At 67.8% G+C, this 16,832-nt stretch carries 11 protein-coding genes; 5 read left to right on the top strand and 6 right to left on the bottom strand.

Features of this window, described 5'->3' with window-relative positions; translation table 11 throughout:
* Positions 1-10: 10 nt before the first annotated feature.
* Positions 11-763 (bottom strand): guanitoxin biosynthesis heme-dependent pre-guanitoxin N-hydroxylase GntA, encoded by a 753-nt coding sequence (gntA, locus tag ASF52_RS02810; protein WP_056167347.1) that lies wholly within the window; start codon positions 761-763, stop codon positions 11-13.
* A gap of 372 nt (positions 764-1,135) precedes the next feature.
* On the opposite strand from gntA, the gene ASF52_RS02815 reads away from it, so the two are divergent.
* Positions 1,136-3,166: an OPT family oligopeptide transporter gene (locus ASF52_RS02815; RefSeq protein ID WP_056167254.1), complete on the top strand. Its 2,031-nt coding sequence runs from the start codon at positions 1,136-1,138 to the stop codon at positions 3,164-3,166.
* 19 nt (positions 3,167-3,185) lie between these two features.
* Here the strand turns inward: ASF52_RS02815 and ASF52_RS02820 are convergent, their stop codons facing one another.
* The 5 genes from ASF52_RS02820 to ASF52_RS02840 form a co-directional block, all read right to left on the bottom strand.
* A complete protein-coding gene (locus ASF52_RS02820) occupies positions 3,186-4,544 on the bottom strand; it encodes an HlyD family type I secretion periplasmic adaptor subunit (protein ID WP_082515158.1) in 1,359 nt (452 codons plus the stop codon).
* Positions 4,544-6,292 (bottom strand): type I secretion system permease/ATPase, encoded by a 1,749-nt coding sequence (locus ASF52_RS02825; RefSeq protein ID WP_156629946.1) that lies wholly within the window; start codon positions 6,290-6,292, stop codon positions 4,544-4,546. Before ASF52_RS02825 ends, ASF52_RS02820 begins: the two co-directional genes overlap by 1 nt.
* 156 nt (positions 6,293-6,448) lie before the next feature.
* The gene (locus tag ASF52_RS02830) at positions 6,449-7,567 is read right to left on the bottom strand and encodes a calcium-binding protein (RefSeq protein WP_056167260.1); all 1,119 of its coding nucleotides are present in this window, start codon (positions 7,565-7,567) and stop codon (positions 6,449-6,451) included.
* Between the two features lie 404 nt (positions 7,568-7,971).
* The gene (locus ASF52_RS02835; RefSeq protein ID WP_056167264.1) at positions 7,972-8,964 is read right to left on the bottom strand and encodes a glycosyltransferase family 2 protein; all 993 of its coding nucleotides are present in this window, start codon (positions 8,962-8,964) and stop codon (positions 7,972-7,974) included.
* A 10-nt stretch (positions 8,965-8,974) separates the two neighbouring features.
* Positions 8,975-10,321 carry an oligosaccharide flippase family protein gene (locus ASF52_RS02840; RefSeq protein ID WP_056167267.1) on the bottom strand — a complete coding sequence of 449 codons (1,347 nt, stop codon included), beginning with the start codon at positions 10,319-10,321 and terminating at the stop codon, positions 8,975-8,977.
* A 341-nt stretch (positions 10,322-10,662) separates the two neighbouring features.
* Between ASF52_RS02840 and ASF52_RS02845 the strand changes: the two genes are divergently transcribed.
* The 4 genes from ASF52_RS02845 (at position 10,663) to ASF52_RS02860 (ending at position 16,744) form a co-directional block, all read left to right on the top strand.
* Positions 10,663-12,030 (top strand): O-antigen ligase family protein, encoded by a 1,368-nt coding sequence (locus ASF52_RS02845; RefSeq protein ID WP_056167269.1) that lies wholly within the window; start codon positions 10,663-10,665, stop codon positions 12,028-12,030.
* 359 nt (positions 12,031-12,389) lie between these two features.
* Positions 12,390-13,607, top strand: coding sequence for a glycosyltransferase (locus ASF52_RS02850; RefSeq protein ID WP_162241010.1), 1,218 nt, complete (start codon positions 12,390-12,392; stop codon positions 13,605-13,607).
* 87 nt (positions 13,608-13,694) lie between these two features.
* The gene (locus tag ASF52_RS02855; RefSeq protein ID WP_056167272.1) at positions 13,695-16,484 is read left to right on the top strand and encodes a glycoside hydrolase family 9 protein; all 2,790 of its coding nucleotides are present in this window, start codon (positions 13,695-13,697) and stop codon (positions 16,482-16,484) included.
* Positions 16,481-16,744 (top strand): DUF6894 family protein, encoded by a 264-nt coding sequence (locus tag ASF52_RS02860; protein WP_244473121.1) that lies wholly within the window; start codon positions 16,481-16,483, stop codon positions 16,742-16,744. The genes ASF52_RS02855 and ASF52_RS02860 overlap by 4 nt, the downstream gene beginning before the upstream one ends.
* Positions 16,745-16,832: the final 88 nt, after the last annotated feature.

A 16,832-nucleotide genomic window follows, 5' to 3' on the forward strand; every position in this document is an offset into this window, starting at 1 on the left:
GAAGGCGGCGTCAGACCGCGAAGGCACCGCTCCGTAGATCCTCCACGATGCGTATCCCGTCCTGAGCATCCGGCCGTGGACGGGTCTCCGGCTGACGCGTGAACGGACAGGCCCAGGTCTCCTGGACGTGACGCCCGCTGTATTGGCAGGCTTCCGAACGTTCACCGTGCCGCGCCAGCATCGGGTTGACCGAACCTGCAAGCGCGATGTCGCGCTGAAGGATGGCGTCGCGCAGACCTTCGTAGCGACCGTCGGTCCGGAGGCGCTCGAACTGGTCGTGCAAGTTGAAGACGAGTGCCGGCCGCTCGAAACGTCGCGCCGGCCGGCTCGCCCGTGGATTCAAACCAAGGATGAAAAACGCTTCTCCCCCGAGGCTGAGAGAGAAGTGCGGATCCTCCGGATCGGGGCTGACGCGGGAATCGTAGGCGTGCCCCAAGCCGCTGTCCTGGTTCGACAACGCTTGGGCCCGCGTCCAGAGAAAACGCTCGAAGGCCACTTCAGTGAGGGATGCCGGCTGTTCGAAAAGCACCGCGAAGCTCTGAAACTGGTCGGGCCGGGCGCGATAGCGACAAATGAAGGCAAGCACTGCCGTATAGATCCGCAAGTCGTCTGCGTGTGCCGTAATATCGCGCGCAACGAGAATCTTGAGCTGACTGCGCGCGAGGGCGGACTTTGCGCCAACGCATGGGAACGACACATCGCGAATGAAAGAACGAAAGCGCTCGGCGAGGGGGTGACTGGCATCGTCCGTCGGAAAGAGCATGCGGATCCGGTGCTTCTTGGTGTGGTTCGTCTTGGATTGCTGTCGCCCGAGCATAGAGCGATCCGGGCGCTGACTTTGCCCGCGGCAGCACGGATTCAGCGGCGCGCCAGCTTGAGCGATGATGTTGGATCGACAACGCATGTATGATTCTATTGTTCCGATGTGCGATGATAAACCTAAATTAAACTATGTTAATTCTTGATTTTTATGCTTGGATAGCTTCGTTCTAGGCTATCGACCTTTCCGATAACCTCTTCATGGCATACACAATGGCTTCTCCAGGCACCGTGGACACCGTCCGGGCACATCCGGGGCGGGCCGCCGAGCGATCGGCCGATGGCGGTGCATCGGACGCACGGGAAGGTTTGATCGATGAATGCTCAGACCGGCCGACAACGCACGCATGCGGACCGGTCCCGTGAGCTGACCCTTCGTGGTCTGTTGCTCGGGGCCGCCATCACGGTCGTGTTCATGGCAGCCAACGTCTACATGGGCCTCAAGACGGGAATGACGTTCTCGTCGTCGATCCCAGCCGCGATGCTATCGATGGGACTGCTGCGGTTGTTCGGCGACAGCTCCATCCTGGAGAACAACATCGTTCAGACCCAGGCCTCGGCGGCAGGGACGCTGTGCAACGTCATCCTGGTCTTGCCGGGCCTGATCTTGATCGGACATTGGAACGGATTTCCCTTGTGGCAGACGAGCGGCGTGTGTCTCCTCGGCGGACTGCTCGGCGTCGCCTACTCGATCCCCCTTCGGCGGGCGCTCGTGGCCGAAGCGGGATTGCCGTTCCCGGAAGGGGCCGCCGCTGCCGAGGTACTGAAAGCCGGTGACACATCGGGCGATCACGGCGCCGGGGGCTCCGGCCTGCGCGACCTGCTCGGCGCCGGCGGCGCGGCGGCACTGATCGCGTTCGGGACGAGCGGCCTGCGCCTTCTCGGTGAGGGCCTGCACACGACCCTGCAGGCGGGCCACGCCTTGTTTCGCGTCGGGACCGGCTTCTCCCTCGCCCTCGTCGGGGTCGGCTATCTCGTCGGCATCGGCGCCTGCCTCGCCCTGCTCACCGGCGTGATCATCGCCTGGGGCCTGGCCGTCCCCTTCATGACGGCGTTCGCGCCCGAGGGCGGGCTCGCGCCCGATGCCGCGGCGGAAGCGGTCTGGTCGGGGCAGGTGCGCTTGATCGGGGCGGGCATCATCGCGGTCGGAGGCGCCTGGACCGTGGCGAGCCTGGTGGGACCGATCCTCGCCAGCGTCCGCGCCGCCCTGAAGGCCGCGCGCGGTACCGGCCGAGGACTCAGCGAACTGCCGCGCCAGGAGCGGGACATTCCCATCACCTGGGTCGTCGGAGCGGCCGCCGCGCTGACCGTTCCACTGGCCCTGCTGTTCGGGCAGTTCTCGATGGGTGCCGAACTCGCCGGCCTGCTTCCGGTGCTGATCCTCGCCGCGACGGTGTTCACCGTGTCATTCGGCTTTCTCATGGCGGCGGCGTGCGGCTACCTTGCGGGTCTACTCGGTTCGTCATCGAGTCCGATCTCCGGCATCGGCATCCTCACCACGATGTTGGTGGCCCTGTTGCTGCCCCTCGTGGTTGGCCGCGCGGCGGGACCCGAGGGAGACCGGTTCGTCATCGGCCTCGCCCTTTTCATCGCGGCGGTGATCGTCACCATGGCGTCCATCGCCAACGACAACCTGCAGGACTTGAAGACGGGCCAGCTCGTCGACGCGACGCCCTGGCGACAGGAGTCGGTGCTGATCGTCGGTGTCGGCGTCGGATCCCTGGTCATCGCACCCCTGCTGGCGCTCCTTTACAATGCCTACGGCTTCGTCGGCGCCCTGCCGCGGGAAGGCATGGACGAAGCCGCGGCCCTGCCGGCGCCACAGGCAGCCCTGATGACGCAGATCGCCAGCGGCATCGTTCACGGCGAGCTGCCCTGGGCCATGGTGCTCACGGGCATGGGGCTCGGCGCCTTGCTCGTGGGTTTCGAGGCTTGGTTGCGCCGAAGCGGACGCGTCTTTCCCGCTCTGACGGTGGGAATCGGGATCTATCTTCCGCTGAACGTCGTCGTCACGATCGCCATCGGGGGTGTCATCGCCTGGTTGAGCGAGCGGGCCTTTCGGAGCGGGTTCGAGGGTCGCACGTCGGCCACGGACGACGCTTACGAGGCGGTGCGCCGTCGCGGCGTGCTCCTGTCCTCGGGCTTCCTCGTCGGGGAGAGCTTCATCGGCGTACTTCTGGCCGGTGCGGACACCCTCACCGGCCGCAGCGCCTCCCTGGCGATCACAGGTCCCGCGGTCACCCCCTTCACCCCCCTCATCGGTCTGGCCGTCTTTGTGGTCGCGATCGGGACATTCTATCGTCTGGTCTCCCGGGCGCCGAGAAAGGGATCGAGCATCGCCCCCTGATCGGCGGCACCAGACACCGCTACCGCTCGCGCCACGCCTTGGCGACCTGATCGGAGAACGGCTTGAGCAGGTAGCTCAACACCGAACGATCCCCGAGCTGCACGAAGCTCTCCACGGGCATTCCGGGCACGAGGCGCACGCTGCCGAGCCGCTGCCGCTGGTCCTCGGGCACACGGATCCGGGCGGTATAGTAGCTCGAACCCGTCTTCGGATCGACGCTGACATCCGCGGAGACCCGGCTCACCACGCCGCCGATCTCCGGCGTGGTGCGCTGGTTGAACGCGGGAAAGCGAAGGACGGCCGGCTGGTCGAGGCGGACGTTGTCGATGTCCTGCGGCTGGATCTTCACCTCGACCGCGAGTTGGTCGGCCTCTGGCACGATGAGCATGGCAGGCTCGGAGGGCGTCACCAGCCCGCCGATGGTGTGCACGGTCATCTGATGCACGATGCCGGATTGCGGTGCGCGGAGGTCGACGCGTTTGAGCTGATCCTCTGCCGCGACCCGCTTCTCGACGAATTCCGACCACTTGCCCCGAATCTCGGCGAGATCCCTTCCGGTCTCCGTCCGCATGTCGCCATCGATCTGCAGGATCTGCAACTCGGTCTCTGCGATCTTGCCACGCGCGGAGGCCGTCGCGGCGATGAGCTGTCCGCGCTCGCCATCGAGCCGGGTGGCATCCCGCTCAAGGGCATTGACGCGGGCGAGGGGCACCAGGTTCTTGCTGTAGAGTTCGCGCACGCTTTGCAGCTCGCCGGTGATGAACCCGACCTCGCGCGCCTTGGCCGCGATCTGCTCGGAAAGGCCCTTGATTTCTTCGCGAAGTTGCTGTGCTCGCTCGCGCAGCTGCGCCTTCTGACCCGCGCGCCCGGCGACGCGGGCACTGAACAGCCGGGTTTCCCCATCGATCAGGTGGGCTACCGCCCGGTCGCTGCCGGCGCGCGCCAGCAACTCGGGTGGGAAGGTGATGTGGGTGGCGCCGTCGCGCTCGGCTTCGTTGCGGGCGCGGCGGCCGGATAGCTCGTCCAGCGCCTTCAGGATGATGTCGAGGTTGGCCCGGACCTGGGTCTCGTCGAGGCGGATGAGGATGTCGCCGGCCTGGACCCGGGCGCCCTCGCGTACCCGCAACTCACCGACGACACCGCCCGTCGGGTGCTGCACCTTCTTCAGATCGGACTCGACCACGAGTTGACCTGGCGCGATCACCGCACCCGAGATCTCGGTGAACGTCGCCCAGCCGCCGACCCCCACCACCAGGAGCAGACTGAGGACGAAGCCGACGACGAGATGGCGGCGGATCGACTCCCGCGCGATCGACTCCTCGGTGGCGGCAGGCGGCTCCGGGGAGGCGGGACCCGTGGAGGGGAGCGCGAGATCCATCAGGCACGCTCCTGCAGGGCGCCGGCCTTGGCGCGGGTGTCGGCGGGACGCGTCTCCACGAGAACGGGCGCCGGGCGCAGCACGCGCTTCAGCACTTCGTCCTTAGGGCCGAAGGCCTGGGCTCGCCCCTCCGCCATCATCAGGATGAGGTCGACGGCGGCGAGCGCGCTCGGCCGGTGGGCGATGACGATGCAGAGACCGCCGCGCCGTCGAACGCCGAGGATCGCCTCGGTCAGGGCATTCTCGCCCTCGGCGTCGAGGTTGGCGTTGGGCTCGTCCAGGATCACCAGGAAGGGGTCGCCGTAGAGCGCACGCGCCAGCCCGATGCGCTGGCGCTGGCCCGCAGACAGGCCCGCCCCGCCATCGCCGATCCGGGTGTCGTAGCCTTCGGGAAGACGCAGGATCAGATCGTGCACACCCGCCGCCTGCGCCGCGGCGATCACCGCCCCGGAGGGGGGCTGCGGGTCGAAGCGGGCGATGTTCTCGGCGATGGTGCCGGCGAACAGCTCCACCTCCTGGGGCAGGAAACCGAGATGGACTCCGAGGTCGTCGGCCGACCACTGGTCGAGCGCCGCCCCATCGAGGCGGACCTTGCCGCGCACCGCCGGCCAGACGCCCGCGAGGGCGCGGACCAGGCTCGACTTGCCCGAGGCGGACGGCCCGATGATGCCGAGCCCCTGGCCAGCCTGGAGGCTGAGATTGACGTCCTGGACCACAAGGCGCGGAGTGCCGGGGGGGGCGACGCTGAGACTCTCGACCTGAAGGGATCGGCTGGGAGCCGCCAGCGCGTGGCGCTGGCGGCTCGCCGGCATGCGGGCGAAGAGCTCCGACAGGCGCGCCCAGGATTGCCGGGCTTGGACGAAACCCTTCCAGTTGGCGATGGCGAGTTCGGCCGGAGCGAGCGCTCGCGCCACCAGGATCGAGCTCGCGATGATGATGCCCGCACTGGCCTGGCCGTTGATGACGAGATAGGCGCCGATCGCGAGCACGCCCGATTGCAGGGCCATGCGGAACACCTTGGACGCAGCCGCGAACCCGCCGGCGACGTCGGAGGCGTGCTGCTGGGCCCGCATGTAGTCGCGGTTGGCCCCGGTCCAGCGTGCAGCGAGGCGTCCCTGCATGCCCATGGCGGCCAGAACCTCGGCATTGCGGCGCCCGGCCTCCGCGAGGCCGTTGCGGCGCAGGCCGTGGCCGGTTGCCGTCTGCGCCGGATGCTTCGTCGCCCAATCCGTCAGGAGGCCGAAGGTCGCGAGCACGGCCGCTCCCACCACCGCGGCGACCCCGATGAGCGGATGGAACAGGAAGCAGATCAGCAGATAGATCGGCATCCAGGGCAGATCGAAGAAGGCGGACGGGCCGGACCCGCCGAGGAAGGCGCGCAGGGCATCGAGGTCGCGCAAGGGCAGGAGGCCATCGCCGGGGGTGGCGCCCTTGAGGGGCGCGCGCACGACGATGTCGAAGACGCGCGCGCTGAGAGCCTCGTCCAGGGCCGCGCCGATCCGGATCAGCACCCGGGCGCGCAGGGTCTCGAGGAGCCCCTGGAAGCCATAAAGCACGAGAACGAGGGCACAGAGGCCGACGAGAGTCGGCACGGATCGGCTGGGAATGACGCGATCATAGACTTCGAGCATGAAGAACGAGCCCGTCAGATAGAGCACGTTCACGAAACCGCTCATGGCGGCCACGCCGAGAAATGCCGTACGGCACCGCGACAGTGCCGAAACCAACTCGGCGGAGTCCTTCTGCATCGTCACGGTCTTTCGCGAGGGGGTTGCCATCAAATACGTTCGACAGCGCGAGGCATCGGCGGTGTGCCTCGGTCGAGCGGATTCGGGCGCAAGTCTGGTCCCGCAGCCGCGAGAGCTGCGGGACCGTCGCCTGCCTACTGAAGCAAAAGCTCGAGGTCAGACGTAGATGCCGACCCCGGCCGCCTGAGCGAAGGCCCCATCCCCCGCAACCACGGCACGACCTTCGCCAGCGCCGTACTCGAGGAAATGCTGAAGCGGATTGAGCCCGGCTGCAGCGACGTCGCCGTTCTGCGCAAGGTAAGCCTTGGTATCGAAGTTCGCGGACGGGTCACGTCCCTCCTTCCAGCCATAGGTCAGGTAATGTTCGAGGGGATTGATCCCCGCAGCGGCGACGTCGCCGTAGGCAGCGAGATACCCCTTGGTGTCGAAGAAGGCATTTGGATCGCGTCCCTCACGCCATCCGTACTCGGCGAAATGCGCATCGGCATCGAGACCGGCGTCAAACACATCGCCATTCCGGCTGAGGTAGAACAGATCGTCCACGCCGGGCTGCCCATCGGCCTGCACGATGGTCCTGTCCTGAAACTCGAAAGCCTCCGTATTCTTGACCGTGTCAGAGCTGCCGGTTCCGGAGATCTTCGCCAGCGACCCGGCGGAGTCGATGACGCCCGCATCCCTGAAGTTGAAATTGAAGACCGCCGTATCGTACCCGGCCGCACCGTCGAGCGTGTTGGTGCCGGAGCCGCCCGACATTCTGTCGTCGCCAAAGTCGCCGAAAACCGTATCGTTACCAGCGGACCCCAACAACGTGTCGTTGCCAAGATCGCCATCGACGTAGTCGTCGCCATCACCGCCATCGACGAGATCGTCATCGTCCCCGCCGGCAACGAGATCGTTGCCAGCCTCGCCGAAGACCTGGTCTCGTCCCGCCTCGCCAATAAGGAAGTCGTTGCCGGCGCCCCCATACAGGATGTCGTCACCAGGATTGCCGGCGGCGTAATCATTTCCATCATCGGTGTAGATGGTGTCGTTGCCAGCCTCACCGATGATCTGGTCCGAACCGGCGCCGCCCCGGATCAGGTCGTCGCCGGGACCGCCAGCGATGTAATCCACGTTCGGCCCGCCGAAGATCGAATCGTTGCCGTCTTGGCCGTCGATCCGGTTGAAGCCACCCGGATCGGTGATCGTATCGTTCCCCAGCAAACCGAGGATGATGTCGTCCTCGGCCGTTCCAGTGAGCTGGTCGCCGATATTCGTACCCGAAATGCTAGCCACTGCGTATCCTCACATTTGATGGACCTGCCCATCCACTGTAATTCGCCACAAAAGAACACGATTTCGCATATGTTAATCGGTATTATTACTATGGGAAAAAGCGTATCGATAAGCTTTCCTGTCGGGAGGGGATAGAGCCGCGGATCCGAATGTCGAGTTGTGGCATCAAGCCGCAAGATACGGCCTTCGTTCGTGAGAAATCCTGACTTTCGATGTCCATTCGCGTGCGGTTGTCGATCGTCCACGGTGTTCCAGGCGCTCGTTGGGATTCGATTTGGCCACGAAAGGGCCCCCGCGTCCTCAATCCGCGACGAGCGACACCACGGGCGTCGTATGGCGGTGACACGGCGGGGGTTCATGCCCGCAGCGAACTTCGGCAAGTCTCCCGGTCACAAGTCTCCCGGTCACTTGTACTCGATCAAGGCTGCCGAGCGTCGGCTCATTCGATTTGCGTAGAACGTCGCGATTCCGAAGACTTCCGGGAGCTTACCCAGGAGCGTGAAGCCCGCATAGGCCCAAGCCCCCCGTCCGGCGACGCTCCGGCGGCGCGCGATGCGGCAGAGCTGGACCGGGTAGAGCAGCGTGAGCAGGGCCGCAGCGGGGTGGACGAAGACGCCGAGGCCGCTCAGAACCGGCAGGCCCACGCCCCAGAAGACCGCCCGCGGCACCGCCGCCCGCCAGATGGCGTGGGGCGAGCCGCGATGGACCCGTGCGACCTGGGCGAAGGCATGGCCGCTGCGGACCATGCGCCACCACCACTGACGCAGGCTCGTGATGTTGGCGTCGTGCAAGGTCATCTCGGCGTCGAGGCGCCAGATCCGCCAGCCTCGCGCGCGCAATCGGACGCAGAGTTCCGGCTCCTCGCCGGCGATGAGGCCACCGTCGAAGCCGCCCACCGCCGCGAAGGCCTCGGTGCGAACCAGGAAATCGCCACCGCATTCCAGGGCTTCCCCGGGGGCGGTGTCCCATTCGAGATCGCACAGGCGATTGAACACGGAACGCTCGGGGTGGCGTTCCCGCCGTCGCCCGCAGACGACGGCGACGTCGCGGCGTGCCGAGAGAGAGGTGTGGGCCTCGCCGAGCCAGCCCGGCGCGAGGGCGCAATCGCCATCCATGAACTGCACGAAGGCGAGGCTTGGCGCGAGATCCCGCAGCCTCGCGAAACCGGCGTTGCGCGCCCGGGCCGCCGTGAAAGGCCGGGCCGTATCGAGAACAACGACGGCGACGCCGAGGTTCTCCGCGAGGGCGACGCTGCCATCGGTCGAGCCGGAATCGACGTAGACCACGGGACCAATGGTGCGGTCGATCGATTCGAAGCAGGCTCGCAGCCGCTCCCCCTCGTTGCGCCCGATCACGACGACACCCAGGATCGGGGTCCGGCACGCAGGCTCGATCATCGCGGCCCCCTCACAGGTGCCACAGGCCGTCGAAGGCCGTTCCGAGGGACAGCCCCGCGCGCAGAGCGGTCAGCATCAACAGCGTTGCGAGGAGCACAGCGGTGGCGAGAAGATCCTGCGCGCCGAAGCTGACGCGCGTTCGGACCTGAGCGACGAGGAGTACCGCGTAACGGACCGCGTCGGCGGTCACCAGGATGAGGATCGCTCCGAGCATGCCGCCGGCCGTGAAGGCGAGCGGCAAGCCGATCACCAGATAGGCGAGCTTCACGCTGCTCGCAGCGGTGCCGTATTGCGGTTTGCCGCGTCCGATCAGAACGTATTCGTTCGTGGTGCAAAGCACCGTTGCCCAGGTGCCGAGCAGCAGCAGCGGTAGCATGGCGGCCGCGAGCGCGTAACGCGTGTCGTAGATCGCCCGGATGGCGAAATCGCCGCCCGCCGCCGCGGCCCCGATCCCAACCGCCGCGGCGAGCAGGAAACAGAGGCGGATCGAGCCGATCTCCCGTCGCAGCCGCGCGGGTGGCATCTCTCCGGCCGCGGACACCAGGGGAAAGACGAGGGAGTGGCCGAGCCGTCCGGCGAGGAGCGCCGGCAATTCGGCCATGGTGCGGGCGATGCCGTAGATGCCGAGCAGCGCCAGGGGTGCGACGCTGCCGAGATACAGACGATCGAAGTTGAGACTGAAGAACCCGAGCATCGACCAGAGGAAGATCCACTTCCCGAACGAGAAGATCTCGCCCACATGACGTCGGTCGAGCATTGGGCGGTTGCCGCCCTCGGGGAGCAGAAAGCTGCCACCGACGCGCAGCAGCGCGCTCAACAGGTTTCCGAGCAAGATCGACCAGATCGTCGGGCTCCAATAGACCAAGAGCAGCATCAAGGCGGTGCCGATGGTATCCTGGAAGAAATCGAACAGGGTGAGGGTCTGAACGCGCAAGCGTTTTTGCAGGAGAAACTGCGAGGTCGAGGTCATACCGAGGACCGCCAGGGTGAGCGCCCCGAACTGGATGGCGGCCGCCGGCACGCCGTAGAGCTCGGCGAGCGGGCCCGCGAAGGCGCAGCACAGCCCGCACAGCAACAGCCCGCGCAGCACCTGCAGGGTCCAGACCGTGTTGTAGAAGGCCGGCTGATCACCGCGGGGATTGGTGACCACGTTCTGACCGAGGCCGACGTCGGACAGGAGTTCGGCCCCCATCCGGATCGCCAGGATCACCACCACCATCCCGAAGATCTCCGGCGCGACGAGCCTTGACAGCAGGACGTTGGAGGCGAAGCGCACGATCACGCTGACGCCGTAGATGCCGATGATCCACGCGCTGCCGCTGAGGATCGCGCCACGCGAGATCGTCAGTGTGCTCATCGGGTACGCTCCTGGAACAAGTCACTCGCCGGAAATCAGACAGAACGGCCGGCCGGCCGGGATCACGCGTGCCGAGGGATCACGTGTCGCCCTGCCCGCCTGATCCGTTCGCCAGCCGGCCTCGGCCGCTGCGGCGGTCAGCCTAGAAGGGGTCCGGCGCCCGCGAACGCCGCCATTCGCAGGACGGCTTCTCCGAACCCGCGCCGAAGGGCGTAGGGCCTACCGACCTCGGGTGAGCCGGCTCCTCAGAACGACGCAGGCACGCCCCGTGAGCGTGGGCCGCTATCGTCGCGTCACGAATGTCAGGCATTCGATGGCATGAACGGGAACGAGCGACCGTGGTGAAAGAGCTGATCCTCGCCACCGGCCTCGGCATGATGGTGCCGTTCGCCGTCTGGGTCCGCGGCGGTGCTGTGCTCGGCAAGCGGCTGTGGATTCTGATGGGCCTGCTGCCGTTCCTGCAGCCGGGGCTGCCACAGCTCGATTTCGCAGTGCTGAGCTGGGGGGCGGACTGGCCCGGCCTCGTCAGCGGAATCGAGGTCAGCGCCTTCGATCTCCTCGGTCTGGCGATCTATGTCGGGCTTGCGCGGCCGCCCTTGCGCTCGCCCTTCTCGATCATTCTGGCGCTCTACCTCGTCGCCGTCCTGCTCTCGATCGGCCAGGCGGCGGAGCCCACGGCGGCCTTCTTCTACTTCTGGCAGATCTGCCGCGCCGCGCTCTTGCTCATCGTCGTGGCACGGGCGAGCACCGATCCGAAGGTGGCGGGCAACCTGCTGACCGGGATGGCGCTCGGCGTCGTCCTCGAATGCGCCCTCACGGCCTACCAACGCTTCGGCCTCGGCATCGTGCAAACCAGCGGAACCTTCGCTCACCAGAACACCCTGGGCCTCGTCCTCCACCTCGCGGTGCTGCCTCAAGTCGCGCTCCTGCTCGCCGGCCGTCGAAGCTGGGCCACCATCCTGGTACCGCTTACCGGCATGGCGACCGTGGTGCTCACGACGTCGCGGGCCGCGCTGCTCTACGCGGCTCTCGGCCTCGTGCTGATCTACGTGCTGTCGAGCCTGCGCCATCTGACCCTGCGCAAGGGCTTGCTCGGCATCGCCGGCTGCTGCGTCGCCCTGAGCTTCGCACCGCTCGCCGTCACCTCGTTCGAGAAGCGCTTCGAACGCGATCCCCTACGCGAGGAGGAATACGACGAGCGGGCGGCCTTCGAGCGGGCAGCGACCGCCATCCTGCTCGGCAACCCGCTCGGAGTTGGCGCGAACCACTACGTCTATGTCGCCAAGAACTTCGGCTACTCGGAACGCGCCGGCGTCATCGCCAACGAGGGCAACCGGAACAACCTCGTCCACAACGCCTACCTGTTGGCCGCCTCCGAGACCGGCTGGTTCGGCCTCGTCGCCTTCGTGCTTCTGCTGGGCTACCCTCTCGTCACCACCTTCCGGATCGGTTGGCCGAGCCGAGCCGGCCCGGAGGGCGATCTGCTCATCGGCCTCGGCGTCGGCCTCCTGATGGTCTGTCTTCACTCGACCCTCGAATACATCCTGCTGTTGCGCGATAGTCTGTACCTCCTCGCGGTGGCGATCGGACTGATCCTCGGCGTGGCCTATCAAGTGCAAGTGCGGGCACACATGCCGGCGTCGATGCCGGCGTCCATGCGATCCTTGTCGCCAAGGCCCGAACGCAAGGCGCTCCGGCCCGCGACGTAACCCGTGCGACACGAGGGGAGCAGGGATTACTTCGCTTCCGGTTCGGCTGAGCAGGGCAGGAGCGCTCGGCGGTCGCGGCGAGGGCTCGACCGGACCACCGGCCATCGTACCACTTCGGGACGAGGCCATGCGGGCACCGCGTACAAAGAAGGTGTTGTGCCGATCCTTACGCGTTCCTAGCGTCGTCGGGCCGATCTCCACCGGCAGGCGAACCGCAGATGTCCCACCGATCGGATTCCACGATTCTCGCACGAGACCCGCTCGCCGTCGCAGCGCGATCGCACACGAACGGCGACGGAGGTTTCGGTACGCACGGCGAAGCGATCGCCCTCCCGGCCTCCGACCCGGTCCCGGACAGCGTGCTTCTCGTCACCCACGTGCCGTTGCGGCGGATCGGGGGGCGGCTGTGCCTCGACGATCAGACCTGCGCGGGCCTCGATCGCTGGGGCGAGAACTTCGCTCGGATCACCTATACGGGCATCGACGCGGGCGCGGGTCCGCCCGCCGTTGGTGAGGCTTCCACCGTCTGGCGTCCGGTCGACGATCTCGCCTGCGCGGATCGCCTGTCCGTCGGCGCCCTGCCGGAGGCCTACCGCGTCGCGACGTTCGCGGCGCGGTACGCCTCGACGCGCCGCCGCTTGACGGACCTCGTGCGGAGAAGCCGCTATCTCTGCTACACCCTCGGCTCACTCGCCGGAGACTGGGGCGGCGTCGCCGCCCTCGAATCGATCCGCCGACGGCGGCCCTACGCCGTCTGGTTCGACCGGGTCGAGCACGAGGTGATCCGCCGGACAGGGACGGATGCACCGCTCCGCAGACGCATGAAGAACGCGCTCACGCTGCCACTGATGGTACGCTACCATCAGCACCTGATCGCGCGCAGCCATCTCGGCCTGTTCCAGGGGCAGGATACGTTCCGGACCTACGCCCCCCATGCGCGGAACCCGTTCTGTGTCTACGACACCCACACCACCCGCGACGACCTCGTCACGGAGACCGCGCTCGCGGACAAATGCCGCGCTCTCCTGAAGGGCGAGCCGCTGAAGATCGTCTATGTCGGCAGGGCCGACGCCATGAAGGGGCCGCTCGACTGGCTGGACGCGCTCCATCGGGCTCGGCAGAGCGGGATGCGGTTCACGGCGACCTGGTGGGGCGATGGCCCCCTGCGCGAGACCATGCAGGCACGGGCGGGCGAACTCGGCCTCGCCGATTGTGTGGCGCTGCCCGGCTTCGAGGGTGATCGCCAGAAGCTTCTGGCTGCCATGCGCGCGGCCCACCTGTTCCTGTTCTGCCATCGCACGCCCGAATCCCCGCGATGTCTCATCGAGTCCCTCGTCTGCGGCACGCCGCTCATCGGCTACGGCAGTCCCTACTCGGAGGACCTGATAGGCCAGGACGGAGGAGGGCGCCTCGTTCTGATGGACGATGGGAATGCGTTGGTTTCCGGGCTCACGGACCTCGACCGCGACCGCGCGGGTCTCGCGGGCCTGATACGGGCCGCGGCCCGCACCGGCACGCGGTTCGACGAGGATACGGTCTATCGCACCCGCGCCGAACTCCTGCGGCGGTATCTCTGAACCGTGCCCGGCCGCGTCGTCCTCGCGCGAGTCACCCGCGCTCGATACTGGATTGGCCGGAACATCGGCTCGGGTTCCGGATGGCCGATGAAAGTGGGTAGCGCACGACTCACCCGCTCGATCCTCGCCAGCCTGCTCCTCGCGGCGGCCCCGAGCGTTCAACCCGCCCGGACCGAACCGGCTCCCGGCCTGGTGAGCGTTCAGGAGATCACGGTCGCCACCCCGGACATCCTGGCGGTGGAGGTGCGCGACCCGCCATTCGTGCCGGGCCGCATCCTCGCCCTCGATGCGCCCCGATCCGAGGCGCCCGGCACCTGGGTCCGGCACGGGGACGCGTGGGCCCAGGTGATCGGCCCCAAGCGCGACCACCTGCGTTCGAGCGACGCGCCGCCGGGTCATCACCTCGATCGAGGGGCGATCGACGCCGCTGCGGGCTACGGCCGGATCGGCGGCCGCCGGGTGGTGGCCGTCTACCGCAAATCGATGCCCTACGAATCGGGGATCTTTTACGATGAGGGCGGCGCGACCCGGACGGGCGCGAGCTTCCGCCATCAGATCTATCTCAAGCTCGACGGCCCGGTTCCGCGCGGAACCCACACCCTCGCGTGGCCCGGCAACCTGCTGCCACCGACGGCCTTCACCTACGACGACCGCACCACCCGGGCCCTCGCCCTACGTGGCACCCAACTCGGGCACGCCCCGGCCGACATCGCCAAGACCGCCTACCTCGCCCTCTGGCTGCCGGGTGGCCCCGACCTGGGGGCCGTGGATTTTCGCCGCTACGGAGTGAAGCGCTTCGCAATCCTGGATGAGAATGGCGCGGCGGCCTTCTCCGGCGACATCGGCCTGCGGGCCACACCCGACACACCGGAGCCCACCAACGGCCTGCCCAAACCCTTGGCCGACAGCGTGGACGCCGACGGCCTCCGTCGACCCATCGGCACGTTCCGGGCCCGCGACGGACAGGTCTCGGCCCAAGCCCATGGCTTGCGGGACGGCCAGCGGATCGCCCTCGAAGGACTCGGCGGCGACCGGATTCCGATCTTCGCCACGGTGGCGCAGCCGACCCCGGACGGCTTCGTGGCGGCAAGGCCGGACCGACCGCTCCCGGTCTCCGACCGCACCGGCGGCACCGTCGCGCCAGCCCATGCGGCGAACCGCGCCGGCACGTTCGTGTTCGAACTCGACTACTCGGCCTGGCAGCCGAAGCGCCCCGGCCGCTACCGCCTCTGGATCCCCGGGCTCGGTGTTTCCGATCCCTTCCCGGTCGGAGACGAGGTCTGGCTCGGCGCGGCGCGGGTCGCGATCGGGGGGTTGTACAATCACCGCAGCGGGATCGCCCTCGACGGACGCTTCGGCTATCGCCGCCCCGCCGCCTTCCGGCCGACGCCCGAGGCCCCGGTCCGCCGGAGCCGGATGCCGCTTGCCTGGTCCACGGAGGGACTGGACGGGTTCGCCTCGTCGGAGGTGGGGGCCGAGCCGGCATGGCTCACCGGGGGGAATGCCCCGTCGAACGTCTGGGGCGGCTACATGGATGCGGGCGATTGGGACCGCCGGATCCAGCACGTCGATGTGGCGACGCTCCTCCTCGAGGTGTTCGAGGGCCTTCCGCCACACCTCCGGACCACCGATTTCGGCCTGCCCCGTTCGAGCGAGGTGCTGGACGATCCGATCTACGCCACCGCCGACGCCCTGCCCAATCTCCTGCACGAGCCGATCTGGCTCCTCGACTTCTTCCGCCGTCTCCAGGGGCCGGACGGCGGCGTGAGCGGCGGCATCGAGAGTGCCCGCTACCCGCTCCTCGGCGAGCCGAGCTTTCTCGAACACCACCGGGTCTTCGCCTACGCCCCCGATCCCCTCGCCACCTACCGTTACGCCGGCGCGGCCGCCGGCCTCGCGCGGGTCCTGCGCGAGGCCGGGCAGGCCGCGTTGGCGGAGTTGTTCCGCGAAAGCGCATTGCGGGCGTGGCGCTGGGCCGAGGCCGGTTTCAACGACCCCGACACGGCCTATGCGGATGCCCTCGCGGTGGCACGGCGCACCGACCTGTTCGCGGCGGTGCCCTGGGAAACACGCCGGGCGACGCTGCAGCGGCTGACGGGGGAATTCCGCGTCGCCGCCGCCGCGGCCCTGTTCCGGCTGGGCGAGGGACGGGCGTTCGGGCAGCTCTTCGAGGAGGCCTGGAGCACGGGGTTCGGGATCGCCGAGCGCCGGGCGGATGCGGCCTGGGATTACGCCCGGGCCGCGCAGGCCGAACCCGAGATCCGCACACGGATCGACGTAGGCCTGGTCCGCGAGGCGACCGGGTTCGCGGCCGTTCAGCGCGGCGGGACCTATCCCAGCATGAAGCACCCCTATGCGCCCGCGGGCTGGGGCCAGGGCACCGCGCCGGGCGAAGGAATGACCCGCCTGTTCCTCCGCGCTCACCGGTTGAGCGGGAACCCCGAGCTGCTAGGATTGATGATGCAGACCGCGCAAGGGCTGCTCGGCACCAACCAGCTGGGCTTGAGCCTGACGACGGGAATCGGGGTCCGGCAGGTCCGGCATCCGCTTCACGAGGACCATCGTGCCATGGGCGTGCCGGTGCCATCCGGCATCACGATCTACGGGTTCGGGCCTCAATCGGCCTTCTCTCCGGAATGGCTGTTCGGTCCGGCCTGGGCTATCTTCCCGGAGGGCGATTCGACCGCGCCGGCCCATCGGCGCATTCATCCCGCCCGCTTCGCGATGCCCTATTTCGAATACCTGATCGAACACCCCGGGATGGTGATGCAGCAGGAATACACCGTACAACAAACCATCGTCACCACCGCTGCGCTGTGGCTCCATCTCGCGGCGCAGGCCAAGCTCGCGACACAGGCCCGGAGCCCGGCTCGATGACGCGCGCCTCCGATTCCAGCCGTCGGCCCATGGCCGACCCCGGTACGGCGGCGGGCGCGAAACTGCGGCTGTACTTCGACCTGACCGATGGCCAGACCATCCTGCGCGACGAGGAGGGCGTCGAGGTCACCGATCTCGACCATGCCCTCGCGGAAGCCGACGCGGTACTGGGGGAGCTGCACGGTTACGAGGTCGGCTGGTCGCTGGTGATCCGGGACCAGGCCGGCGCGGTCCTCGCGCAGCTCCCGGTTCGACCCTGAGCTGCGGGGCGGCGCGTACCGTCGGCGGCCGTCGCGCGTGACATGGTCTGTCCCTGCGGTCCGCTTGGCGCGCGCCCAGGGGCAACCC

This window comes from Methylobacterium sp. Leaf112 (assembly GCF_001423295.1).
Taxonomy (GTDB): Bacteria; Pseudomonadota; Alphaproteobacteria; order Rhizobiales; family Beijerinckiaceae; genus Methylobacterium.

Excerpts from the sequence above, each read along its gene's own strand:
- gntA (WP_056167347.1), bottom strand. The coding sequence starts at position 763 with ATGCTCTTTCCGACGGACGATGCCAGTCACCCCCTCGCCGAGCGCTTT.
- ASF52_RS02815 (WP_056167254.1), top strand. The coding sequence starts at position 1,136 with ATGAATGCTCAGACCGGCCGACAACGCACGCATGCGGACCGGTCCCGT.
- ASF52_RS02820 (WP_082515158.1), bottom strand. The coding sequence starts at position 4,544 with ATGGATCTCGCGCTCCCCTCCACGGGTCCCGCCTCCCCGGAGCCGCCT.
- ASF52_RS02825 (WP_156629946.1), bottom strand. The coding sequence starts at position 6,292 with ATGCAGAAGGACTCCGCCGAGTTGGTTTCGGCACTGTCGCGGTGCCGT.
- ASF52_RS02835 (WP_056167264.1), bottom strand. The coding sequence starts at position 8,964 with ATGATCGAGCCTGCGTGCCGGACCCCGATCCTGGGTGTCGTCGTGATC.
- ASF52_RS02840 (WP_056167267.1), bottom strand. The coding sequence starts at position 10,321 with ATGAGCACACTGACGATCTCGCGTGGCGCGATCCTCAGCGGCAGCGCG.
- ASF52_RS02855 (WP_056167272.1), top strand. The coding sequence starts at position 13,695 with ATGAAAGTGGGTAGCGCACGACTCACCCGCTCGATCCTCGCCAGCCTG.
- ASF52_RS02860 (WP_244473121.1), top strand. The coding sequence starts at position 16,481 with ATGACGCGCGCCTCCGATTCCAGCCGTCGGCCCATGGCCGACCCCGGT.